This is a genomic window from Xanthobacter cornucopiae, assembly GCF_043195065.2.
Lineage (GTDB): Bacteria > Pseudomonadota > Alphaproteobacteria > Rhizobiales > Xanthobacteraceae > Xanthobacter.
In genome coordinates this window covers 1,887,351-1,908,777 of sequence record NZ_CM195531.1, presented here as the reverse complement: position 1 = coordinate 1,908,777, position 21,427 = coordinate 1,887,351, and the positions used below count along the sequence as shown (strand labels likewise).

21 protein-coding genes and 1 riboswitch are annotated in these 21,427 nt (G+C 71.3%); of the genes, 4 read left to right on the top strand and 17 right to left on the bottom strand.

Annotated features, from left to right (window positions below; all coding sequences use genetic code 11):
- Window positions 1-86: 86 nt before the first annotated feature.
- From V5F53_RS08495 to V5F53_RS08465, 7 genes are all read right to left on the bottom strand, one after another.
- Complete coding sequence (locus V5F53_RS08495; protein WP_393997171.1) at window positions 87-716, bottom strand: thiamine phosphate synthase; 630 nt, start codon at window positions 714-716, stop codon at window positions 87-89.
- Window positions 717-721: 5 nt separating this feature from the next.
- Entirely contained in the window at window positions 722-1,501 is a 780-nt protein-coding gene (locus V5F53_RS08490; protein ID WP_393997170.1) for a thiazole synthase, read from the bottom strand.
- 49 nt (window positions 1,502-1,550) lie between these two features.
- On the bottom strand, window positions 1,551-1,781 hold the full coding sequence (gene thiS, locus V5F53_RS08485) for a sulfur carrier protein ThiS (protein WP_393997169.1): 231 nt from the start codon (window positions 1,779-1,781) through the stop codon (window positions 1,551-1,553).
- 5 nt (window positions 1,782-1,786) lie between these two features.
- Complete coding sequence (thiO, locus tag V5F53_RS08480; RefSeq protein ID WP_393997168.1) at window positions 1,787-2,980, bottom strand: glycine oxidase ThiO; 1,194 nt, start codon at window positions 2,978-2,980, stop codon at window positions 1,787-1,789.
- Window positions 2,969-3,065: riboswitch (TPP riboswitch) on the bottom strand. (Overlaps the previous gene by 12 nt.)
- A 63-nt stretch (window positions 3,066-3,128) precedes the next feature.
- Window positions 3,129-4,802: a Na/Pi cotransporter family protein gene (locus V5F53_RS08475; RefSeq protein ID WP_393997167.1), complete on the bottom strand. Its 1,674-nt coding sequence runs from the start codon at window positions 4,800-4,802 to the stop codon at window positions 3,129-3,131.
- Between the two features lie 353 nt (window positions 4,803-5,155).
- Window positions 5,156-6,586 (bottom strand): M48 family metalloprotease, encoded by a 1,431-nt coding sequence (locus V5F53_RS08470; RefSeq protein WP_458575947.1) that lies wholly within the window; start codon window positions 6,584-6,586, stop codon window positions 5,156-5,158.
- Between the two features lie 74 nt (window positions 6,587-6,660).
- Window positions 6,661-7,575 carry a thermonuclease family protein gene (locus V5F53_RS08465; protein ID WP_509212989.1) on the bottom strand — a complete coding sequence of 305 codons (915 nt, stop codon included), beginning with the start codon at window positions 7,573-7,575 and terminating at the stop codon, window positions 6,661-6,663.
- 160 nt (window positions 7,576-7,735) lie between these two features.
- Here V5F53_RS08465 and V5F53_RS08460 point away from each other — a divergent pair, with 160 nt between their 5' ends.
- Window positions 7,736-8,356, top strand: coding sequence for a DUF938 domain-containing protein (locus tag V5F53_RS08460; protein ID WP_393997165.1), 621 nt, complete (start codon window positions 7,736-7,738; stop codon window positions 8,354-8,356).
- Between the two features lie 18 nt (window positions 8,357-8,374).
- On the opposite strand, the gene bla is transcribed toward V5F53_RS08460, so the two are convergent.
- The 4 genes from bla to V5F53_RS08440 form a co-directional block, all read right to left on the bottom strand.
- A complete protein-coding gene (bla, locus tag V5F53_RS08455; RefSeq protein WP_393997196.1) occupies window positions 8,375-9,241 on the bottom strand; it encodes a class A beta-lactamase in 867 nt (288 codons plus the stop codon).
- A gap of 471 nt (window positions 9,242-9,712) precedes the next feature.
- Window positions 9,713-11,269: a glucosylglycerol-phosphate synthase gene (ggpS, locus tag V5F53_RS08450; protein WP_393997164.1), complete on the bottom strand. Its 1,557-nt coding sequence runs from the start codon at window positions 11,267-11,269 to the stop codon at window positions 9,713-9,715.
- Window positions 11,266-12,084: an HAD-IIB family hydrolase gene (locus tag V5F53_RS08445; protein WP_393997163.1), complete on the bottom strand. Its 819-nt coding sequence runs from the start codon at window positions 12,082-12,084 to the stop codon at window positions 11,266-11,268. Before V5F53_RS08445 ends, ggpS begins: the two co-directional genes overlap by 4 nt.
- Window positions 12,081-13,235, bottom strand: a complete 1,155-nt coding sequence (locus tag V5F53_RS08440) for an NAD(P)H-dependent glycerol-3-phosphate dehydrogenase (RefSeq protein ID WP_393997162.1) — start codon at window positions 13,233-13,235, stop codon at window positions 12,081-12,083. The genes V5F53_RS08445 and V5F53_RS08440 overlap by 4 nt, the downstream gene beginning before the upstream one ends.
- A 647-nt stretch (window positions 13,236-13,882) precedes the next feature.
- On the opposite strand from V5F53_RS08440, the gene V5F53_RS08435 reads away from it, so the two are divergent.
- Together V5F53_RS08435 and V5F53_RS08430 are read left to right on the top strand one after the other, a co-directional pair.
- The gene (locus tag V5F53_RS08435) at window positions 13,883-14,554 is read left to right on the top strand and encodes a dienelactone hydrolase family protein (protein WP_393997161.1); all 672 of its coding nucleotides are present in this window, start codon (window positions 13,883-13,885) and stop codon (window positions 14,552-14,554) included.
- Entirely contained in the window at window positions 14,551-15,228 is a 678-nt protein-coding gene (locus V5F53_RS08430; RefSeq protein ID WP_393997160.1) for a phosphoribosyltransferase, read from the top strand. Before V5F53_RS08435 ends, V5F53_RS08430 begins: the two co-directional genes overlap by 4 nt.
- Here the strand turns inward: V5F53_RS08430 and V5F53_RS08425 are convergent.
- From V5F53_RS08425 to V5F53_RS08405, 5 genes are all read right to left on the bottom strand, one after another.
- On the bottom strand, window positions 15,135-15,662 hold the full coding sequence (locus V5F53_RS08425) for a YbhB/YbcL family Raf kinase inhibitor-like protein (RefSeq protein WP_393997159.1): 528 nt from the start codon (window positions 15,660-15,662) through the stop codon (window positions 15,135-15,137). The two genes, V5F53_RS08430 and V5F53_RS08425, sit on opposite strands and share 94 nt — an antisense overlap.
- A 237-nt stretch (window positions 15,663-15,899) precedes the next feature.
- A complete protein-coding gene (locus V5F53_RS08420; protein ID WP_393997158.1) occupies window positions 15,900-16,316 on the bottom strand; it encodes a DUF3775 domain-containing protein in 417 nt (138 codons plus the stop codon).
- Between the two features lie 139 nt (window positions 16,317-16,455).
- Window positions 16,456-17,031, bottom strand: a complete 576-nt coding sequence (locus V5F53_RS08415; RefSeq protein WP_393997157.1) for a hypothetical protein — start codon at window positions 17,029-17,031, stop codon at window positions 16,456-16,458.
- A 196-nt stretch (window positions 17,032-17,227) separates the two neighbouring features.
- Window positions 17,228-17,758: a flavin reductase family protein gene (locus tag V5F53_RS08410; protein WP_393997156.1), complete on the bottom strand. Its 531-nt coding sequence runs from the start codon at window positions 17,756-17,758 to the stop codon at window positions 17,228-17,230.
- 305 nt (window positions 17,759-18,063) lie between these two features.
- A complete protein-coding gene (locus V5F53_RS08405; RefSeq protein ID WP_393997155.1) occupies window positions 18,064-19,128 on the bottom strand; it encodes a helix-turn-helix transcriptional regulator in 1,065 nt (354 codons plus the stop codon).
- Between the two features lie 510 nt (window positions 19,129-19,638).
- On the opposite strand from V5F53_RS08405, the gene V5F53_RS08400 reads away from it, so the two are divergent.
- Window positions 19,639-19,980, top strand: coding sequence for a hypothetical protein (locus V5F53_RS08400; protein ID WP_393997154.1), 342 nt, complete (start codon window positions 19,639-19,641; stop codon window positions 19,978-19,980).
- Between the two features lie 194 nt (window positions 19,981-20,174).
- On the opposite strand, the gene V5F53_RS08395 is transcribed toward V5F53_RS08400, so the two are convergent.
- Window positions 20,175-21,344 (bottom strand): alpha/beta hydrolase, encoded by a 1,170-nt coding sequence (locus tag V5F53_RS08395; RefSeq protein WP_393997153.1) that lies wholly within the window; start codon window positions 21,342-21,344, stop codon window positions 20,175-20,177.
- Window positions 21,345-21,427 lie beyond the last annotated feature (83 nt).

Sequence of the window (21,427 nt, the reverse complement as noted above, 5' to 3'; positions counted from 1 at the left end):
CCAGGAGAGCCCCTCTCCCGGGAATGACGCTACCATGGCGAGCACCCCGGCGCGACGGTGGGTTTCGTGTTCAGGACGACGCGCGGTCAGGACGAAGACGGCCCGCGCCCGACAGCGGCGATCAGCGCCGCGACGGTGCGGCGGGGGTCTTGCGCGCGCATCACGTCGCCCATCACCGCGATGGCGCCGGCGCCGGCCATACGGCAGGCGGCGGCGGTCGTCGTCGTGATGCCCCCCAGCGCCACCACTGGCACCGATGCCGCCGCCACGAACGCGGACAGGCCGCCAAGGCCGAGGGCTGGGCCGTGGCCAGGCTTGGAGGCCGTGAGAAACACAGGGCTGGCGGTGATGTAGTCCACATCCCCCCGGTCGACCTCCGCACCGGCTGGCCGATGCACGGAGAGGCCCACGAGCGCGCCCGCGCCGAGCAGGGCGCGCGCCCGCGCCGGGTCGGCGCCGTCTGGCAGGTGCACGCCATCGGCGCTCGCGGCGCAGGCGAGCTCCGGAGTGCCGTGCAGGGTCAGGCGGGCGCCGAATGGCGCGGCGGCGCGCCGAATCCGGGCGAACAAGGCCAGTTGCTCGGCCTCCGCCAGGTCCTTCTCGCGCAGGCTGACCCAGCGGCAGCCGCTGGCGCAGGCCGCTGCCACCACGTCCGCGAGGTCGCCGCGTCCCTGGCGGCGATCGGTGATGAGCAGCAGAGGCGGGGCCGGCAGCACGCGGCTCAGCTTCCCACCAGCCCGAATTCGGGGCTGGAGGCTTCGGCGTGCAGCTTCTTCGGGATGCGGCCAGCCAGCCGCGCCAGCCGCCCGCCCTCCACCGCCGCGCGGAAGGCGGCGGCCATGCGCACCGGGTCGTGCGCCTTTGACACGGCGGTGTTGAGCAGCACCGCCGCGCATCCCAGCTCCATGGCCAGGGCGGCGTCGGAGGCGGTGCCGAGGCCCGCGTCGAGCACCACCGGCACTGGCGAGCGCGCGCAGATCAGCTCGATCATGTGCGGATTGGCGATGCCCAGCCCCGAGCCGATCATGGAGCCGAGCGGCATCACCGTGGCCGCGCCGAGGTCCGCCAGCTTCTGGCAGGTGACGGGATCGTCATTGCAATAGGGCAGGACGACGAAGCCCCGGCTCACCAGCTCCTCTGTGGCCTTCAGCAGTTCCTCCACATTGGGATAGAGCAACTCCCGGTCGCCGATCACCTCCAGCTTCACCCAGTCGGTCTCCAGCGCCTCGCGGGCGAGCTCGGCGGTCAGCACCGCGTCTTTCGCGGTCTGGCAGCCGGCGGTATTGGGCAGGATGTGAACGCGGCCGGTGATGAGTTCGGTCAGGCTCTCCTCATAGCCGGCGAGGCTGATGCGGCGGATGGAGGCGGTCGCCATTTCCGCGCCGGAGGCGGCCAGCGCGTCGAGGAACACCTTCTGGTTCGGATACCCAGCCGTGCCCAGGAACAGGCGCGAGGCGAAGCTGCGCCCGGCGATGACGAGGGGATCGGTGCTGGTGCTCATGGGCGTTCTCGGTGTTGTGTTTGTTCTGGGTGTGGCCTTGGCGGGCCCGTCAGCCGCCCTGCTTGGCGGTGATGATCTCCACCGTGTCGCCGTCGGCCAGGGTGGTCTGCGCCCAGGCGCGGCGGGGCACCACGGCACCGTTCAGCGCCACGGCGATGCCCTTGCGCGCGGCATCGAGGCCCTTGGCGCCGATGAGGTCGGCAAGGGTGGCTGCGTCCGTCGCGGCGTCCAGCACCTCGGCGGCGCCGTTCACCGTGAGCGCCAGCGGGGCGGAGGCCATCGGGCTCACTCCGCCGCCGCGCACGGCGCGAAGCGGCCGGCGCCGAAGGGTGCGGCGATCGCATCGAGGCGGCCCTCGAGGACGAAATCCGCGATGACCGTGGCTGTCGCCGGCAGCAGCAGAATGCCATTGCGGTGGTGGCCGGTGGCATAGACGAGCCCGTCCACCTCCGGGCTGGGCCCGAGGATGGGCGCGTCGTCTCGGCTGCCGGGGCGGAAGCCGACCCATTGCTCGGCGATGGGCAGCTCCTCCAGCGCCGGCAGCGCGCGCCAGGCGTAGGTGAGAAGGGCGAGCAGGCCGCCGGCGGTCAGATCGGTATCGAAGCCCTTTTCCTCGGTGGTGGCGCCGAGGATCAGGCGGCCATCGAGGCGCGGCACGATATAGGAGTTCGGAGCCCAGATGACGTGCTGGACCAGCGGCGCGTTGGGATTCATCCGCAAGGCCAGCATCTGCCCCTTCACCGGGCGCACCGGCAGCGGCGTGGCCGGGGTGATGTCCACGCCCCGGCTCCAGGCGCCGGCGGCAAGGATCACCACGTCGGCCGGCTGGAGCGCATCGCCAACCACCACGCCGAGCGCCTTGCCGGCGCTGGTGGCGACGCGGGAAACCGGGCTGTTCTCGTGCAGCCGCGCGCCGGACCGGGCAGCGGCGGTGGCGAGGGCGGCAACCACCTTGCGGTTGTCCACCTGGTGGTCTTCGGCGCTGAGGATGGCACCCGAGATCTGGCCGGTGAGATGGGGCTCGCGGCGCCGCGCCGCGGCGGCGGTGAGCCACGCCACCGGCAGGCCGAGGGCGGTCTGGAGGGCGAACAGGTGCCGCAGCCGGGCCGCGTCATCGGCCGTGAGGCCGATGGTGAGGGTGCCCTCGGTGCGCAGGTCCACGCTGGCGCCCGATTCGGCTTCCAGCTCGGCGGCGAACTGGGGCCACAGGGCCTGGCTGGCGCGGTTCAGGGCCAGCAGTTGCTCTTCGCCCGGCTCGGCCTCGGCGCAGGCGGCCAGCATGCCGGCGGCGGCATGGCTGGCGCCGCGCCCGGCGACGCCGGCCTCATAAATATCCACCGCGCAACCGGCCCGCGCGAGGCGCCAGCCCAGGGACAGCCCCATGACGCCGGCACCGACGATGGCGACGCGTGGACGCGTTTCGCCGGCGGGAGCGGAGCCGGCGGACGGTGACGAAACAGACGACAAGCTCTCGCTCATCGGCATCTCCCTACGCTGGCATGATCCAGACAGGTTATATGGGTATGATCTCAGCCGCGTGCGCGCGGCACCCCAGGCCGTGGGCGCGTATTATCCACGTCGCGCCGTGGATCGCAAGCCGGCTTCCGTGCTTTCCGCCGGGCCGGCGTCAGGCCGGATGGCTGGCGGCGTCGTCGGCGAGGCGGCTGGTGAGCAATTCGCCGCTGCGCTCCAGCACCGGATAGGCCGCCGCCGCGACGATGTGGGCATTGATGAGCTTCAGGTCGCGGATGAGGTCGAGATGCAGCGTGCTCGCCTCCGCCAGATGCACCAGCCCGGAGCGCAGATGGTCGAAATGGGTGCGGGTGGCCAGGCTCTCGCTGGCGCGGAAGGCGGCCTTCTCCCCCGCCAGCAGGCGCGCGGCGCGCGGATCGGCGGTCAGGAACAGGGAGGCGGCGAGGCGCACGTTCTCCCCCAGGCGATTCAACAGCGTCTCCAGCTCGCGCCGGCCCTCGGGCGAGAAGGAAAGGCCGCGCTTCAGCCGCTTGGAGGCGTGCAGCAGCAGGTTGTGGTTCACCACGTCGCCCGCCTGCTCCATGTTGGTGGCGAAGGTCAGGATCTCGTCCACCCGCGCCCGGTCGGCGGCGGTCAGCTCGGCGGGATCCAGGGCGGTGAGGTAGGTTTTGATCTCGCTGTTGAGCCGGTCGAGGATGTCGTCCATCTCCTGGGTTTCCGCCAGCCGGCGGCGGTCGCCGGAGAGCAGCGCGTCGCGGGCGCCCGCCAGCATGTCGCCCACCGTGTCGGCAAGGCGCATGGCTTCGCGCGCCGCCGCCCCCACCGCGACGATGGGCGTCTCGTGGGCGCCGGGCGCCAGGTAGAGCGGGCGGCTCGGGTCGGCGGGGTCGGCACGGTCGGGATAGAGGCGCTGCAGCAGCGCCGAGAACGGGGTGAGCACCGGCAGGAAGGCCGCGGCCGTAATGAGGTTGAACAGGGTGTGGAAGTCCGCGGCCGCCCGCCCGGGGTCGCCCTGGAGCGTGACCATGAGGCGGCCGATGGGCTCGATGAAGACCAGCGCCAGCCCCACCCCCAGCGCCCGGTTGATGAGATTGCCCACCGGCAGGCGCCGCGCCGTGGGGTCGCTGCCGCCGGCCGCCTCCAGCACCGGCGCCAGGGCGCTGCCGAGGTTGGCGCCGAGAATCAGGGCGAAGGCGGCATTGGGCGGCACCACGCCCTGGCTCGCCAGCGACATCACGATCAGCACCACCGCCACCGAGGAATGCACCGCCCAGGTGAGGGCGGCGGCCAGGATCACATCAAGCACCGGCACCGTCGCCACCGCCCCCAGCAGCATGCGCAGGGAGGGCGCGTCCTCCAGCGGGCGCATCAGGTCCACCAGCTGGTGCAGCGCGAGAAGGATGAGGCCGAGGCCGATCACCGCGCGGCCGAGATCATGGGCCAGGGAGCCGCGCTGGGAGCGGAACATGAGCAGCCCCGCCAGCACCAGCGCCGGGGCCGCCGCCGCCATGTCGAACGACAGCACCTGCACGATCAGGGTGGTGCCCACATTGGCGCCCAGCATGGCGGCCAGCGCCGGCACCAGATTGACCAGCCCGGCGGCGGCGAAGCCCGACACCATGAAGGCGGTGGCGGTGCTGCTCTGGAGCAGGGCGGTGATGGCGAGCCCGGCGGTGAAGCCCTGCCAGCGATTGCGCAGCGCCCGGGCCAGAAAGGCCTTCAGCTTCGGCCCCAGCGCCTGTTCCACCGCGCTGCGCACCATGTGGGTGCCCCACAGCAGGAGGGCCGCGTAGCCGGCGAGATCGATCAGCGTGACGGAAAAGGTCATGGCCGCGCCCCTCCCTCTCGTGAAGTCGCCGGAGCCTCCGCCGGACTATGATTTGCCGGCTATTAGATTAGGCGGATTTCGCTGCAATGCAATAATCGCCTGCACGGCCAAACACCCGGTCGCGCGCCGGGCGCGCCTCCGCTGCAGGCGGCGTCGACGGGCGGAGGAGGGGAGGGGCCGGGCCGGTATCGGCCGCAGGTGAACGGGGGCCATGGCGCCCGGTTCACCCAGGGGCGGACAGGCGCGGACAGGCGCGGACAGGCGCGGCAGCACGAGACTCCGCCTTCACCGGGCGTCCAGAGCCTGCTGCGGTCCGCGGGCGCCATGCGGCGGCCGAGCGGCGGCCGTCGCGGCTATTCGGAGATGATCTTGACCTTGTCGCCGTATTTCAGCTTGGCGTTGCCGTCCAGGCCGTTCAGCACCAGGAAGCGCTCCATGTGCCGGTCCGGCACCTGCATGCGGGCGGCCAGCTTGTCGGGACTGTCGCCGAAGCCCACCGTCACGATGCGGATGCGCAGCGGCCGCACCGATTCCGCCTCGCCGGAAGAGACGCGGCGGAAGGTGGAGGCGGCGGCGCGGAAGCGCTGGTCCAGCTCCGGCGTCAGCTCGCGGGCGGCGAAGATCAGCCGGTAGACGTCCGAGCCGAAGCGGATCGCGAACATGCGGAACGACCACTGGTCGCCCCGGGCGATGGCGGTGGCGGCGGTGAAGCCATTGACCGTGAGGGTCTCCACCGTATTGACCTCGACCCCGTCGATCCAGCCGGAGGAGAGGTATTGCGCCAGGGACTGGTCGGGGGTCACGCGCACCGCGTCGAGGCGCAGCGCCTCGCGGCCCGAGCCGGTGGCGCCCAGCACCGCCTGGGAGGTGTTCTCCAGCGAGAAGCCTTCCGGCGCGGTGAAGGTGAAGCCGAGCTTGGGGTGGAAGAATTTCCGCCCGCGCACGAAGCCTTCCTTGGGGTCGTCGCCATAGACCATGCCGTCGATGGCGGACAGGTAGGCGGCGCGGTCGCGCTCGCCGGCGCCGGGCGCGGCATACTGCCGGGCGTTGGCGATGGCGATGGAGATGCGCTCGGGCGTGGCCGGGTGGGAGGACAGGAAGTCCATATCGGGCGTGGTGGAGGAGGTGCCCCCCAGCGCCGCCGAGCGCATGTCCGCCGACTTGCCCATGTCGGTGAGGAAGCGCGAGGCGCCGTAGGGGTCGAAGCCCGCGCGCGAGGCGATGCCGACGCCGATGGCGTCCGCCTCCAGCTCCTGCCCGCGGGAGAACGAGGCCAGCGTCCGCTGGCTCTTCTGCATGGCCAGCGCGCCGAGATCGGGATCGTTGACCACGTCGGAAATGACCCGGCTCACCAGCACCGCCTGTTTCACCTGATCCTCGCGGATATTGGCGTGGCGGGCGATCACATGGGCCATTTCGTGGGCCAGCACCGAGGACATTTCCGAGGTGTCGCTGGCCAGAGCCAGCAGGCCGCGGGTGACGTACAAGGAGCCGTCCGGCAGGGCGAAGGCATTCACCGCCGGGGAGTTCAGCACGGTCACGCGGTACTTGAGGTCCGGCCGCTCCGAGGCGGCGACCAGACGTTCCACCACCTGCTGGATCAGGGCCTTGAGCTCGGGGTCGTCATAGGCGCCGCCGTAGCTCGCCACCAGCCGCTCGTGCTCCCGGCGCTGGGCGGGGGTCATGTCCGCATATTCCGACGGCGCGGCGGTGCTGGCGAGGGGCACGCTCACCTGGTCCAGGGCGGCGGTGGAGCAGGCCGCCAGAAGCAAGGCCAACGGCAAGGCGAAAACGCCCGCGCGCGGCCGACGCCGCGGCGCATCCGGCCGGAGCACGTTCGCGTTTCGGGCCTCCACGCTCACCTTCGCTCCTCGCTTCCCGTTCGCTCCCCGAGCCGCTCGATGCCGGCTTGGGACTGGACCATGATTGCCGGGCCGCCCTGTTCCCGCACGACACCGCGCACACGCACCAAAGCACCGCGCAACATGGCGGGATCCTGGCCATGCCCGAGGATTGTGGCGAAATCCGAGGTTCGGACCATAACGGTGAAATCTCGCCGCCAGGTTTCTCCAAAGTTCAAATAGGTGCGATCACGGCGTACGCCAACCGCCAGGATGCGGCCTTCCGCAACGGCATGAAGACCGCGCCGACGCGCCATGTCCCGTTCGTCGCCAGCCGCGGCCACGGCCCCAGCCCGTTTCCACAGGCCCCGCCCGGCGCCGCGGGCCTCCGCCTCCACGGCCAGAAGGGCGGCGGCGCACGGGCCGTCGCCCGTCGCATAGGCGGCTCCGGCCGCCACCAGCACCGCCGCGAGGTCCACCCGCCCCTCCACCGCCGCCGTCAGGCGGGCCTGTCCAACGGTGCGCCCGTGACGATCCGTGGCGGTACCGGAGACCAGCACCGGATGCCCTTCCACCGCAGCCATGCCGGCGCGGGCGGCGGCTTCCGCCAGCCCGTCCACCGGTTCCAGGCGGGTGGGCACCACGATGTTCTCGACCACGAAGCGCCGGCCGTCGTCGAGCGTCAGGCTGCCGTCCGGCGCCACGCCGCCAATGCGCACAGGCGCCACCTGCGTGAAGGTCGGGCCGGCGCAGTCCGCCCGTGCCGGCGCGGCGTGTGCCGCCACGGGCGCCGACAGCGCCAAGGCGCCGGCGAGCGCGCCGGCGAGGGCACTTGCTACCGCTCCGGCGCGGCTGACGGTTTCGCCGCCGTTGACCGCACAGCCGGACAACGCTTTCGGATCACAGGTGGGCATACATGCAGAGTACCGCAAACGGCGGCCATCTTGAAGGCGGGGGCGGGGCGCGGGCGATCACCCTTTCTTACGCTGCGTTGCCATGCGGTTGAGGCGGCCTTCGCTCTCGGGCAAGCTGGCCTCGCCGGGGCGAGGGCTCCGGTGGGGCGAGGGCTCCGGTGGGGAGGGAGAGGCGCGCATGTCCGGTCTGGAATCCGATGCCCGATTGTCGGCGCCCGCCGTGGTGCGCAATCGCGAGCCGATCTTCGCCATCCTCAATCCGTTGCTCGGCCCCGCCGCCCGGGTGCTGGAGGTGGCGAGCGGCTCCGGCGAGCATGCGATCCACATGGCCCGCCGGCGGCCGGACGTCATCTGGCAGCCCTCCGATTCGTCCGCCGAGGCCCGGGCTTCCATTGCCGCCTGGATCGCGGCCGAGGGGCTGGCCAACGTCCGCCCGCCGCTGGCCCTGGACGCGGCCGCCGCCAACTGGCCGGTGGGGCCGGTGGACGCGATGGTCTGCATCAACATGCTGCACATCAGCCCCTGGGCGGCAACCGAGGGGCTCATGCGCGGTGCCGGCCGGCTGCTGCCGGGAGGCGGTGTGCTCTATGTCTATGGCGCCTTCCGGCGGATCGGCGCGCCGATGACGCCGGGCAACGCCGCCTTCGACGCCGACCTGCGCCGTCGCGATCCCCTCTGGGGCCTGCGGATGCTGGAGGATGTGGAGGCCTGCGCCATCCATGCCGGGCTCGATCTGGCGGAGGTGGTGTCCATGCCCGCCAACAACCTGTCCCTGGTGTTCCGCCGGCGGGGCGGCTGACCGCCGCCGTCGGGGGGGTCAGGCCAGCGCCGCCCCCAGCGCGCGGCCGACCTCGGCGATGATCGCATCGCGCCCGGCGAGCGGCAGGGGCGTGTCGGTAAGGTAGATGGCGATCACCACCGGCGCACGGTCCGGCGGCCAGGCCACGGCGATGATGCCCCGCGAGCCGTGGCCGCCGGCCCCGGAGCGGTCGGCGATGCGCCAGGACGCGGGCAGGCTCGCCCGCAGCAGCGGCGCGGCCACCGTGTTGCCTTCCAGCCAGGCGGTGAGCTGGCGGCGGGAGCCGGCCTGGAGCGTGTCGCCCAGCACCAGCCGTTCCAGGCTGCGGGCGGCGGCATCGGGCGTGGTGGTGTCCCGCGGGTCGCCGGGGGTGGCGGCGTTGAGGTCGGGTTCCCAACGGTCGAGCCGCGTTGTCGCGTCGCCGATGCGGCGCAGGAAGGCGGTGAGCCCCGGTGGTCCGCCGATGGCGGCGAGGACGAGATTGGCGGCGGTGTTGTCGCTCACGGCGGTGGCCGCCGCGCACAGGTCGCGCAGGCTCATGGCGGTGCCGGCGCGCGGCGCGGTGACCGGGGAATGGGCGACGACGGCGGCCGGCTCGATGGCGACGCGGGTGTCGAGGCTGGCCGCACCGGCATCCACCCGCGCCAGCAGGGCGGCGCAGGCGAAGGCCTTGAAGGTGCTGTTGAGGGGAAAGCGCGCATCGGCGTGGTGGGTCCAGCGGCGTCCGTTTCCGGTGTCGTGGACGGCGACGCCCAGGCGCCCGCCGGAGCGGGTTTCGATGTCGGCGAGCTGTCGCGCCATATCTCCGGCGCTGGCGGCGGGCACGCGCCAGAGGCCGGCGGCGCCGATCAGGGTGGCGGCGGTGAAACGGCGTCTGCAGAGCATATGGGGCAAGGCGCGGATCTCCCACCGCAGGCGATGGCCAGGGTGCCCGGGCCAGGGGGCCCGCCATCGGGGGCCCGGCACCGGGCGGCACGCGCGCATCTCCGGGCCGGCCGCGACCGGCCCGGAGATGCGTGACGCTCATGGTGGTGTCCCCGGCGTGACTCGAACACGCGACACCAGGTTTCATCCCACTTCGGCTTTCACCGCCGCCCGGTCGGCTCCGTGTGGCCCGCCGGCGTTCGTGGTCTGGACTATCCCTTCGCCATGGCGCGGGCGGATTGCTTCCGCCGCGCTTTAGGCGCCGCCCGTCTAGTCTCTACACCTTCCTGTCCGGCACGGGGCCGGAAGGCTTGGCTCGGGATCGGCATGGCCGCAGGGCCGAAGCTTTCCCCGACTTTGAGCGGATTCACGCCGGCCGTTTCCGCGCCGGGTGCCCAATTTTCTAGGAAACCTGTGCTCTATCCTGCTGAGCTACGGGGACCTGCCCTCCATATACCGGCGTGCCCGGCGCCGCGCCAGAGCGAATGTCTCCTCGTCCACGCTCGTGCTCGCGCGCAGTGCGGCGAAGCCGCCGAGGGTGGCCTCGGCCCATGCCTCCAGCGTGAAGCGGCGGGCGCAGGCGCGCAGCCTGGCCATGCGGTCCTCCGCCTCGCCCGTCTCCATGGCGAGGGCCTGGTCCAGGGCCCGGTCCATGTGGGCGTTGGAAAAGGGGTTCACCGGGATGGCGCCATCCAGCAGCACCGCCGCGCCGGCGAATTCGGACAGGATGAGCACCCCCCGGCCGCCCTCGCCCTGGGCGGCGCAAAATTCGCTGGCGACCAGGTTCAGCCCGTCGGCGAGCGGAGTGATGGCGGCCACATCCGCCACACGGTAGTAAGCCACCAGTTCCGGCAGCGGGATGGCGGTGGAGATCAGCGAGACCGGCTGCCATTCGAAGCTGCCGAAGGCGCCGTTGATGCGGCCCGTGAGCTCCTCGATGCGCTGCTGCACGTCCTCATAGATGCTCATGCCCCGGGTGGCGCCCACCGACACCAGCATGAAGCGCACCCGCCCGTGCAGTTCCGGCCGGCGCTTCAGCAGCCGCTCGAAGGCTTCAAGCTGCTGCACGTTGCCCTTGGTGTAATCGGTCCGCGAGACCGAAAGCACCAGCTTGGCGCCGTCGAGCCCGGCGCGCAGCGCCGCTACCTTCTCGCTGACGGCGGGGGCGGCGGCCAGTTCCTCGATGTAGCGGAAGTTCACGCCCACCGGAGTGGTGTCGATGCGCACCGTGCGCCCGTCCACGGCGAGGGCGAGGGGCGTGGACGCCTCGTTGAGCGCGGCGCCGGCGCGGGTGAGGCGCGGGTCGGTTCGTCCGTCCGCCAGGGGCCGGGCCCCGGCCAGGGCCTGGGCCACCGCCATGAAGTTCTGCGCGTAGCGCGGCACATGGAAGCCGACCGCATCGCAGGTCAGCAGGCTGTCGACGATTTCCTTGCGCCACGGCAGTACGTTGAACATGTCGGGGGCGGGAAATGGCGTGTGGTGGAAGAAGGCGACGCGGACCGAGGGCTTGAGCTGCCGCAGGTAGCCGGGCACAAGCCACAGGTTGTAGTCGTGCACCCACACCACTGCGTCGTCGGCGGCTTCCTGCGCTGCTGCCTCGGCGAAGGCCCAGTTCACAGCGCGGAAGGTGGGCCAGTCCACCGGGTCGTAATTGTAGCGTTCCTTGAAGCCGTGGAGGATGGGCCAGAAGGCCTCCTTGGAGGTCTGGTGGTAGAAGCTTCTCACCTGCTCGGCGGTGAGCGGCAAACGGCTGACGGTGTAGGTGCCGAAGCTGTCGGAAATCTCCACCACCCGCTCGAAATCCGGATTGGCGGGGTCAGCGGCCTCCTTCCAGGCCACCCAGGCGGCGTGGTCGATGCGGCCGATCAGGGCCTTGAGGGTGGGCACGATGCCGTTGGGGCTGGCGTGCTCCTTCAGCACCGTCTCGCCATTCTCCACGGCCTCCTCGTAGGGCGCGCGGTGATAGACGATGACGAGATCGGACTTCATGCGAAGGCCTCCGGGGGCTGGGGATGGAGACCGAAGGCCGAGATGGCTTCGGCGATTCCCGCCGCGCCGGCCGCGCGACAGTGGCGGACGCGCGGCAGGGCGCCGGTCTCGGCCAGAAGCGCCGGCTCGGCGCCGCCCACCACCGCGCCGCGCAGGCCGGTGCGGAACATGGCGAGGTCGTTCAGGGTGTCGCCCGCCACCAGCACGCGGTCGCGGTCCAGCGCCAGGTGATCGAGCAGGGCGAGCAGGGTGGAGCCCTTGTTCACGCCGCCTGGCAACACGTCGAGGAAGCGGCCGGCGGAGACGAGGATGTCGAGCCCGGCCGCCCGCAGCGGCGCCGTCGCGGCGGGGTCGTGGCGGGCGGGGTCGTAGTGATAGGATACGCGATGGCGGAAGGCCGTCTCCTGCAGCCGCAGGCCGGGCTGGTCGGCCAGGGTCGCGCGCACGAAGGCGGAGCGATCGCCCCATGCGGCGGCGATGGGGGCTTCCAGCTCCGCCAGCGGTATCAGGCGCGGGCCGCCGTCGGTCACCTCCATGCGGGCCACCGTGGTGCCGACATCGGCCACCACATAGTCGGGCGATGGCGCGTCCGGCGCATCCGCCACCGCGCCGGCGCACAGGGCGCGGATGAAGTCGAGGTCGCGGCCGGTGACGAAGACGAGGCCGATCTCGGCGCGGTGGCGGGCGATCCAGCGGTAGAGCCGGGCGCGGTCCTCCGGCGTGCCGCCGAGGAAGGTGCCGTCGAGGTCGGTGGCGAGCACCAGGCGCCAGCCGGCTGCAGCCGGGCGAACGGGGCAGGCGGCCGCCGCGCTCATGGCATCATCTCCTCGAATTGCCGCGCCACCGCCGCGCCCGCCGGATGGGGGAAGGCGAGGTCGAGCGCGCGCGGCTCCGCCTGGATGGGCGCGGCCCAGAACGCGGCGAACGCCTCGCCGACCGTCCGGGCGTCGGCCACCACGGCGCGCACCATCTCGCAGATGGGCATGTGAAGGCCGAGCCGGCGGGCGAGATCGGTGACGGTGATGGCGTTGTGGCGGCCTTCCACCAGCACCGGGGCGCCGTCGAACACCTCGGCATTGGCCGTGCCGGCGCCGCGCGCGAAGCCGTAGCGGAAATTGCGCGATCGCGGGCTGGAGCAGGTGAGCACCAGGTCGCCCATGCCCGACAGGCCGGTGACCGTCTCGCGCCGGCCGCCGAGGCGGACGGCCAGTTCCTTCATCTCGTCGAGGCCCCGGGTGATGAGGGCCGCCCGCGTGTTCTCGCCGAAGCCGGCCCCGGCCAGCAGGCCGCAGGCGATGGCTACGACGTTCTTCACCGCTCCGCCCACCTCCACCCCGGCCATGTCGTCGGAGACGTAGGGGCGGAAGCTGGCGTCGGTGAGGCTCGCCGCCATGCGGGCACCGGCGCGGGCCAAAGGAGGAGCGTCGGGGGTGGTGGCGCAGGCCACGGTGACGGCGGTGGGGTGGCCCGCCGCAGTCTCATGGGCGAAGCTGGGACCCGAGACCACGCCGATGACGCGCCGCGGCGCCATCGCGCGCGCCACGGCGGACATCATCAGCCCGGTGCCGGCCTCGATGCCCTTGGCGCTGACGAACAGCGGCGCGTCCGGCGCGCCCAGCGCCGCGATCCGCCCCGCCATCTCGCGCACCGTGGGCGAGGGGGTGGCGAGCAGCACGGCTTGCGCCCCCCGGAGCGCCGCCGCGAGGTCCGCCGTCGGCGCCACCCGTTCGGGAATGGCGATGTCGCCGAGGCGGGGAAGATTGCGCCGGGTGCGGGCGATCTCCGCGGCCCGCTCCGGCTCGCGCAGCCAGAGGCGCACCTCGCGGCCCGCCCGGGCGGCGACGATGGCGAGCGCCGTGCCCCAGGCGCCGCCGCCGATGACGGCAAGGGTTTCGTAGGGCTTTGGCGCCGTTGGCTCCGGGGCGGGGCGCCGGGTCGGGTGGGCCAGGGCTTCGCGGTCGGTCATGGGACCCCTCTGTGTTGCGAGGGCGTGCCGCGTCCCGCCTGAAACGGGGGGCGACGGGGCAAGAATGGGGCAAGACTTGGTGGCGGCCTTGGTGGCGGCCTTGGAGGTGAGCCTTGCCCGGCGAGGCTTCCGAAGAAGCTCATCGTTCATATGTCGATAGTGGAGCATATGTGGAAAATGGCGATTGTGTCAAATTTCCGTCTATATTTCATATTAATGTTGTTATTATTATGGATATACATATCGTATATTATATTGTGTTACATTTTATTAATAAAGTAAAATGTACATATTATTATTTATAACAATAAAAGACAATTTTATTTGCAATAAAATACTTTATACATATATCAGCTGTCGGGGGAATGTGGGTCTTTCGCGGTAGATTTATTGATGCATGCGCGCCATGGTTTAGCTTCGCCTGCGGGTGGAGAGGCTCATTGTTGGCGGAAAAGGACTGCGTCATGAGTGGCTTGGCGCAAGGGGCGATGCCGTCGCGGCTCAAGCCCCGGCGGGGCCGCCGGATCCGGTCGCGTGGCTGCGGTGAGGACTTGGTGGAAACGCGGGCGGCTTGCGTTCGATCAATGATCGCGCGTTCGCCGCACGGTGAAAATGACGGAGTTAACGTGGCGCGAGGGCCCTGTCGCATGGTGGATGACACGGCTTCATCCCGTTGGCGCGAGGTGGTCGTCGCGCCGCTCGGCCTCGCTGGTCTGCTGAGCGTGCCGGAGCGCGCGCGAGGGCTGGTGGTGTTCGCCCATGGCAGCGGGTCGAGCCGGCTGAGCCGGCGCAATATCGCGGTGGCGGAGCATCTCCAGGGCGCTGGCCTCGGCACCCTCCTGTTCGATCTGCTGCTGCCGTGGGAGGCTGGGGACGAGCGGAAGATGTTCGATCCGGTGCTGCTGTCCGAGCGGCTGGCGCAGGCGCTTGACTGGGTGGCTGGCGAGGGGGAGGCTCAGGCGCTTCCTCTCGGACTGTTCGGCGCCAGTTCGGGGGCGGCGGCGGCGCTGCTGGTCGCGGCCGGCGGCCATCGTGCGATCGGTGCCATCGTGGCGCGGGGCGGGCGGCCCGATCTGGTGCTGTCGGCGCTGGCGCATGTGCGGGCGCCGACGCTGCTGCTGGTCGGCGGCGCCGACCGGGAGGTGCTGGAGCTGAACCGGCGGGCGCTGATCCGCTTCGGCGGCCCGGTGACCCTGGAGGTTATTCCCGGCGCGCGGCACCTGTTCGGCGAGCCGGGCGCGCTCGATGCGGTGGCCCAGCGGTCCGCGGACTGGTTCATCCGCCATCTGCGCGCCGGTGGAGGGGAGAGGCGGACATGAGGCGATTTCGCGACCGCGCCGATGCCGGACGCCAGCTCGCGGCGGCGCTCGCGGGCTACGCGGCGCGCGATCCGGTGGTGCTCGCCCTGCCGCGGGGCGGCGTTCCGGTCGGCGCCGAGGTGGCGCGGGCGCTTCACGCCCCGCTGGACCTGGTGCTGGTGCGCAAGATCGGCCTGCCGGACCAGCCGGAGGTTGCCATGGGCGCGGTGGTGGAGGGCCTGGGAGCTGACCCGATCGTGGTCCGCAACACCGACATCATCGCCTTTGGCGGCGTCGATGCGGCCACCTTCGACGCGATCCGGCGGCGGGAGCTGGAGGAGATCGAGCGCCGGCGCGTCCGCTACCTCGGCGCGCGGCCACGCGTGCCCGTTGCCGGGCGGGTGGTGATCGTGGTGGACGACGGCATCGCCACCGGCGCCACGGTGACGGCAGCGCTTCGCGCCCTGCGGGCGCTGCGGCCAAAGGCGCTGGTGCTGGCGGTGCCGGTGGCGCCGGCCGAGACGCTGGCCGCGCTGCGGCGCCAGGTGGATGACCTGGTGTGCCTGCTGACGCCGCGCGCGTTCGACGCCATCGGCGCCTTTTACGACGATTTCAGCCAGTTGGACGACGAAGAGGTGGAGGACGAGCTGTTGCGCTGTCCGGTGCCGCCTCCGGGCTCGAAGCCGCGGGCGTAGAGGCCGGTGAGGCGGGCGATGGCGGTGGCGTGGCGCCGCGCCACCCGCGCCACGTCGGCGCAGTTCGGCTGCAGGCCGCAGTCCAGCCGCGCGACATTCACGGCGAACAGCTCGAACACGTAGTGATGGGCGCCGTAGCCGCGCGGCGGGCACGGGCCGCTATAGCCGGTCCGGCCGAAATCATTGACGGCGCCGCGCATGCCGTACAGCACATGGCCCTCGGTCAGCTTGCCCGTGCTGGCCGGCAAGTCGAACACGCCCCAATGGTGGAAGGTGCCGCGCGGGGCGTCGGGATCAGTGCACACCAGGGCAAAGCCCAGGGTTCCGGGAGGCGCGCCGCTCCATTGCAGCGGGGGCGACAGGTTCTCGCCGTCGCAGGCGAAGCGGCGGGGCAGGGGCTCGCCGTTGGCGAAGGCCGGGGAGGACAAACGCATGCCTGGATTCCTTCGCGGCCCTCCCGGGCGGGTTCCCCACCCTTCGCCGGCTCGCAGTATCGGTCTGCCGTGGTCTCTGCGACACGGCCAAGCGACGCGCAAGCCTCAAATCACGCCAGGGTGATGTCGCCCGCCCCTTCCGCGTCGAACCGGGTCGGCACAACCGGATGGAGGTATTAAGTGGCCGGCTGCGATGAGGCCGGGCCTCCCGCCTGGACCTCGGTCGGGACTAAACACCTAAGGCCCGCCCTCAATGTCCTCGGCGGAATAGCCGAGCAGGGACAGGCCCTCCTCAAGGTCGTCCGCGAGCAACGGGATGCCGAGCAGGTAGCTGGCCGTCCGGGCATTGTGGGCGCGGGCGGCTTCGGCGCGCAGCTCGTCCCAGCTGTTGGTCTCGCCGTCGCCGCGTCCAAGCCAGGCCAGGGTCACGAGGTCGACCTGCTCGTCCTCGTTCAAGCCATGGATGAAGCTGACGATCTCGCTTCGCACCGGGTCGTCGGCATGATCCTCCAGCACCGAGATCATGGCGTCGTCGGTGGCATTGGAGCCGGAATCGGGATCGCTCACCGCGTCCTTGACGTCGAATTGGCGGGCGAGCTGGATCAGGAAGCTTACTTTTTCGATGGGAATCGACAGGTCAGGTGCCTCGGCCATGGTGCCTCTCCCTGTGGGGACGCGACGGGCGGCCCCGCTTCGGTGTTATTATACGAACCATCTCGGCTTCGACCTGCCGTGCGCCGCGCGGCAAACGCCCGCAACTCCAGCTGATGATCAGTTTCATCATAGCGCATTTTCATGCCGCGGGCGCGTGGTGCGCGGGGGACGGCGCGGGGCCCTCGTCCGTCAGCCTGACCTCGGCGTGGGCGAGACGGCGGAACAGGTTGCGTCGGCGCACCAGGGGCCACCATTCATAGAGGAAGATTTCCAGCGGCCGCGAATTGGCCACCCAGCCGAGAATCACCAGGCTTTCCACCACGAAGCTGCCGAAGGTGCCGCTGCCGAGCGCGCCCGCCGCGGCCCGTGCCAGGAACAGGCACACGGCGAGCACGGCGAGCCCGATGACCAGCATGCGCTCGCCAATGCGGAACAATTCCTTCAGCTCGCGGGACACGGCATCGGAGCGGGCCTGGAAGAAGGTGCGGATGGCTTCGCCCGCGCCCAGCGCCTCGGGGCGGCCGGCTTCGCCGGGCGGCAGGTGGATGAGGATGCGGATGGGCAGGTGGGCGGGCAGTTCGCGGGCCCAGCCGACAATGAAGTCTTCCGCTTCGGCATCCAGGTCGCGTTCCCGGAATGGGAACGGGTCGAGCATGTTGAAGAGCTGCAGGATCCGCTCAAGGCGAATTTCAATGACGTCGCCGGGCGCGCCCACCGCTGCCTGTCCTCCACCGTCCCCGGCACCGCGCTTTCCCAATGCCGATCCGCCCCATGCCGATCTGCTCTCAATGCCGATCTGCGCCGGTCAGGGAGCGGCCCCGTGGCGCTACGAAGCCGGGTCGTTCCGGCGCCGTGCCGCCCGCCCCGTGGCGGCTGCACGCCGACCGCATTGCCCGTCCATCCAGATCACCTCAGGGCATGCGGGAGGGAATGGTGAGGACGTCGCCGTCCACGACGAATCGACCGTAGCCTTGATGGTGGATGGTCTTCGGCGCCTTCTGGGCGGGGTCGCGCCACGCCTTCACCACTTCCAGGATGAACAGGTTATGACTCTTGGCAAGACGGGTGTTGACCACCTTGCACTCAAGGTTGGCGAAGCATTCTCCGATCAGCGGCGCTTCCACCTTCTCGCCCGGCAGCGCGGTGAGCCCGAAGCTGGCGAACTTGTCCGTGTCTGCTCCGGAGCAATTGCCGATGCCGACCACCTTGCGCGCCAGCTCCACCGCCGGCACGGCAATCACGCATTGTCGGGTCGCCTTCAGGGCGGCGTGGCTGAAATCGGCGACGCTGACCACGCAGGCCACGAGGGGCGGGGTGAACTCCACCATCATGTGCCAGGACAGGGTCATGATGTTGTGCCGGGCCCGGCGGCTGGTGGTCAGCAAGACCACCGGCCCCGGTTCCAGCACCTGATAAACCTCGCCGAGCGCGAGGTCCTTCACGGCCGATGGCGCGCGCGAACGCGCACCAGACGCGGCTGCGGCGCCTGAACCTCGCTCCAACGCAGAACCATGACGGCCGTGGACGCGAGCAGCGCGAGCGAAACCAGGGACAACATGAAGCGCCTCCCCCCTTGGGTCTCCAAACCCGATGCGGCGCGGGCCGGAACCCTGCGTCGGCAAACAGCATGAAACTCCCGGATGCTTTCCGGGTCCTTGCTCAGGATCAAGTGGAGACGTCGGCTCGTTGGCGAAAGGACCTCACAATATCTTGAGCGGCTCGTGCCCGGCCGGAGCCTGGTGGCCGGCTACGGCTGGAGGCGGCCGAGCACGTGGCCGAGATCGCGCAGTCCCTGCGCCGGCGGCGAGGGGGCGCGTGGCGGGCTGGGCCTGGAGCCTCGGCCGGCCGCGCGCGCTTCGCTCGGCGACAGGCCGAACTCGGCCCGGAACGCGCGGCTGAAGCCGGAATGATCGAGAAAGCCCAGCCGCTCGGCGATCTGCGCCACGGTGTCGCGATCCTCGGGGTCGCTCAGGCGGGCGAAGGCGGCCAGCAGCCGCTGGCGCTGGATGTAGCGGGAGACGCCGCCCAGCTCCTCGAACAGCCGGTACAGGCGCGAGCGGGAGACGCCAAGGGCCCGGCACAGGGCTTCCGGCGACAGGGCCGGCGAGGACAGGTCGCGGCGGATGAGGCGCCGGGCCCGTTCGCGCAGGGTATGGGCGATCAGGTCGCCGGCGCCGGCCGCCGCATCCGACCGGGGGGCGATGCAGGCCGCCACCAGCGCCTGGGTGGCGGCGGCAAGCTGGGGCAGGTCTTCGGCCCGGGTCCGCGCCAGGTGACGGTGCAGGCTCGAAAGGTGCTCGGCCAGGATGCCGGCCAGTCCCTGTGCGGGCAGGTCGGTGGGCGCTTGGTCGAAGGTTGCGGCCAGATGGGGGAACAGGTCGCGCGGCAGGAACAGGCTCAGCACGCGGTCGTCGGCACCGGCCCCCTGGAATGGCGAGGCGAGCGAGCGCAGGCCCAGGCTCGCCGCCTGCGGGGCGCCTGGGCCGCCGGGGGGCGGGCACAGCACCAGGCACCAGTGGTCCAGCGCCGGGCGTCGCCAGTGGCGCCAGGCCCGGACATGGCCCGCGCCCGGCATGGTGGCGCAGGTGAGGGCCATGCTGCCCAGGTCCCACACCTCCTGCTCGGCTGCGAACGCGCCATCCGGGCTGGCGACGAGGCTCAGGTCCACCGTGGGTGCGATGAAGTCGCGCCACGCGGCGAACTGGTCGGCGGCAGCCAGGGTCCGGGTGGTGAACCGGTACGGCGCCAGCAGCAGGCTGGAGGCGGGCCCGGCGTCGGGCCTGTCAGGGGGGGATGAGGCAGGAGCGGTCATCGTCTCTCGCGGTCATCGTCTCTCGGGTGGGTCCGCCGGGCCGTTGCCAGCCGCCGGAACAGGCGCCATCCGGGCGCGGGAGGGGCGGGGCGCCCGCCCGCGCCCTGCCCCGCCGATGTTGAGCCTGAATATGGTATGAACGTGGCTGTGCACCCACACCTTTCGTCGACCTCGGCACGGCCGGCGGACCGGGGACGGACGGGGGGCGGACAAGGGGCGGAGGGGTCTTGCCGGAGGGGTCTTGCCGGACGGGTTCCGATTGGGACGCCCGGCACAGCTCCGATACGCTGTGCTCATGGCAGGCCCCGGGGCTTGCACCTAAAATCGCCGCCGTGGTTCCGCGCAGCGGGCGCGGGATCGCGTTCCCCACCCCGGGGCCTCGGCCGGGCGCACCGGGGGGCGTTGGTGTCGCCAGGGTCCTGGCCGGAGGCCTCGAGGCCGATCGGTCGCCGCCCCGGCGCGGGCCGTGGCTGGCCGAGACCCCGCATTGATCGATCAGGAGTGTTGCCGATGTTGTCTCGCCGCGGAGTGTTTCGTCTCCTTCTGGCCGCCGGTGCGTCCGCCGTGGCCGCCGCGCCCCAGGCCGAGGCGCAGCAGTGGCAGCCGCCGAACCAGCGCTCCATGGGGCCGCCCATCAACCAGCCGCCGCCGCCGCGCAGCCAGCATCGGCCCGGGCCGCGCCCCGGTTATACCTGGGTGCCGGGCTACTGGGCCTGGAGCAGCCGCCACCGCCGCCATGTGTGGAACGAGGGCTATTGGATCCGCAACCGCTCCGGCTACCGTTTCGTCGGGCCGCAGTGGGTCATGCGGCGCGGCGAGTGGGTGTTCATCCCCGGCCGCTGGGTGCGCTGAGCGGCGTCCCGCGGGCGCGCAGCGTGGCGCGCCCGGGCGCAAGCGGGCTGGCCGCCGTCGCCGGCGTTGCGCGTGCGTCGCCGGTCACGATCGTGGCCGGGCGGTGTGCGCTGCGCCGGCTTCGAGAGGGCGGCGGTTCACAGCGCGCCGGCGCGCTGGCCCGGGAGGGGGCCCCGGTGCACCGGGGCCGGGGGTCAGCGGGCGGTCATGCCGGCGCGGAAGACCTGGATCGGCGCCGTGACCACCGCGCCCACCGCCCCGCCGACCGCATCCACCGCACCGGCCGGGCCGCTCACCCCTTCGGAAATGTCCTGGCCGGCCATCAGCCGGTCGCCGATGAGGCGGACCATGTCCGGCTGGGTGGCGAACTTGGTGTGGTTCAGCGCATCGCCGCCCTGCAGCGCGGTCAGGTCGAGCACGGTGATGCCGTTGGCCTGTTCCAGCCGGGCGGCGTAGCTGGGATCGGTAAGGTCGAGAGCGCCGACCCGCTGCACGTCGCCGGCGATGGCGCGCGACAGGCTGAGGGCATGGTCGTTGCGCGACACGAAAATGGTCATCGCCGGCCGCTTCGGGCCCATCTCCTGAACCTGGCGCTCGAACACGTCGATGTCGAGGTCGGGGGAGGCCAGGATCACGTTGGAGATCTTGGGCGGAATGCGGCCGTTCTGCAGGGCGAGCTGGCGCAGCGCCTCCACCGTCAGCCACGCGCCCATGGAATGGGCCAGCACCACCACCTCGTCCACATGCGGGCTCCTGGCGGCGGCGGCGAGCACATAGGCGAGGTCCGAGCGCGAGAAATTGGTGCTCTCGCGATCATAGACATAGCCGGTGATCTGCCCGCGCGAGGGCCAGGAGAACAGCACCGGCACCAGGTTGGGCTGGCTGTCGTTCACGAACTGGGCGAAGCGGAACACGGACGAATCGAACGGCGTGTTGAAGCCGTGCACGAACACCAGCACCCGCCGCTTGTTGCCCGGCAGCTTCTGGAACCAGGGCAGCACCTGGCTGCGCGCCAGCGGGTCGAGCCGGGTGACCACGAACTCGCGCTCGGGATTGCCCGGCACCTGGGACGGCCACTGGATGGAGCCGGGCTCGCGGTTCGGCGGAATGTTCACCACGATGTTGGCGAAGGAGAGGCTGTCGCCGCGCTCCCCGCTGAACACCTGCCCCGGCACCTCGGACGGGGCGCGGGTGGTCGCCACCAGCATGTCCACCTTGCTGCCGATCTCCGGGCCGACGGTGACCGGAAGCAGCACGCCGTCGGGCCGCGCGCAGCCGGACAGGGACAGCGGGACGGCGCAGGCGGCGACGAGCGCCAGAACCTGCCCGGCGCGGAAGATGAGCTTGCCGGTGCGGCGTTCCATGCGTGCGGCGCGTCCTTCGGGTTCGGTCGGTTCTTCTCATAGAGGATCGCGGGGGCGATGAGAATGATGTCGCGCCGGAATAG

What these genes read in the sequence shown, in the direction of transcription:
- V5F53_RS08425 (WP_393997159.1), bottom strand. Translation starts at nt 15,662, where the DNA reads ATGCGTTTGTCCTCCCCGGCCTTCGCCAACGGCGAGCCCCTGCCCCGC.
- V5F53_RS08435 (WP_393997161.1), top strand. Translation starts at nt 13,883, where the DNA reads ATGGTGGATGACACGGCTTCATCCCGTTGGCGCGAGGTGGTCGTCGCG.
- bla (WP_393997196.1), bottom strand. Translation starts at nt 9,241, where the DNA reads ATGCTCTGCAGACGCCGTTTCACCGCCGCCACCCTGATCGGCGCCGCC.
- V5F53_RS08460 (WP_393997165.1), top strand. Translation starts at nt 7,736, where the DNA reads ATGTCCGGTCTGGAATCCGATGCCCGATTGTCGGCGCCCGCCGTGGTG.
- V5F53_RS08430 (WP_393997160.1), top strand. Translation starts at nt 14,551, where the DNA reads ATGAGGCGATTTCGCGACCGCGCCGATGCCGGACGCCAGCTCGCGGCG.
- V5F53_RS08440 (WP_393997162.1), bottom strand. Translation starts at nt 13,235, where the DNA reads ATGACCGACCGCGAAGCCCTGGCCCACCCGACCCGGCGCCCCGCCCCG.
- thiS (WP_393997169.1), bottom strand. Translation starts at nt 1,781, where the DNA reads ATGGCCTCCGCCCCGCTGGCGCTCACGGTGAACGGCGCCGCCGAGGTG.
- ggpS (WP_393997164.1), bottom strand. Translation starts at nt 11,269, where the DNA reads ATGAAGTCCGATCTCGTCATCGTCTATCACCGCGCGCCCTACGAGGAG.
- V5F53_RS08405 (WP_393997155.1), bottom strand. Translation starts at nt 19,128, where the DNA reads ATGACCGCTCCTGCCTCATCCCCCCCTGACAGGCCCGACGCCGGGCCC.
- V5F53_RS08395 (WP_393997153.1), bottom strand. Translation starts at nt 21,344, where the DNA reads ATGGAACGCCGCACCGGCAAGCTCATCTTCCGCGCCGGGCAGGTTCTG.
- V5F53_RS08420 (WP_393997158.1), bottom strand. Translation starts at nt 16,316, where the DNA reads ATGGCCGAGGCACCTGACCTGTCGATTCCCATCGAAAAAGTAAGCTTC.
- V5F53_RS08445 (WP_393997163.1), bottom strand. Translation starts at nt 12,084, where the DNA reads ATGAGCGCGGCGGCCGCCTGCCCCGTTCGCCCGGCTGCAGCCGGCTGG.
- V5F53_RS08475 (WP_393997167.1), bottom strand. Translation starts at nt 4,802, where the DNA reads ATGACCTTTTCCGTCACGCTGATCGATCTCGCCGGCTACGCGGCCCTC.
- thiO (WP_393997168.1), bottom strand. Translation starts at nt 2,980, where the DNA reads ATGAGCGAGAGCTTGTCGTCTGTTTCGTCACCGTCCGCCGGCTCCGCT.
- V5F53_RS08490 (WP_393997170.1), bottom strand. Translation starts at nt 1,501, where the DNA reads ATGAGCACCAGCACCGATCCCCTCGTCATCGCCGGGCGCAGCTTCGCC.
- V5F53_RS08400 (WP_393997154.1), top strand. Translation starts at nt 19,639, where the DNA reads ATGTTGTCTCGCCGCGGAGTGTTTCGTCTCCTTCTGGCCGCCGGTGCG.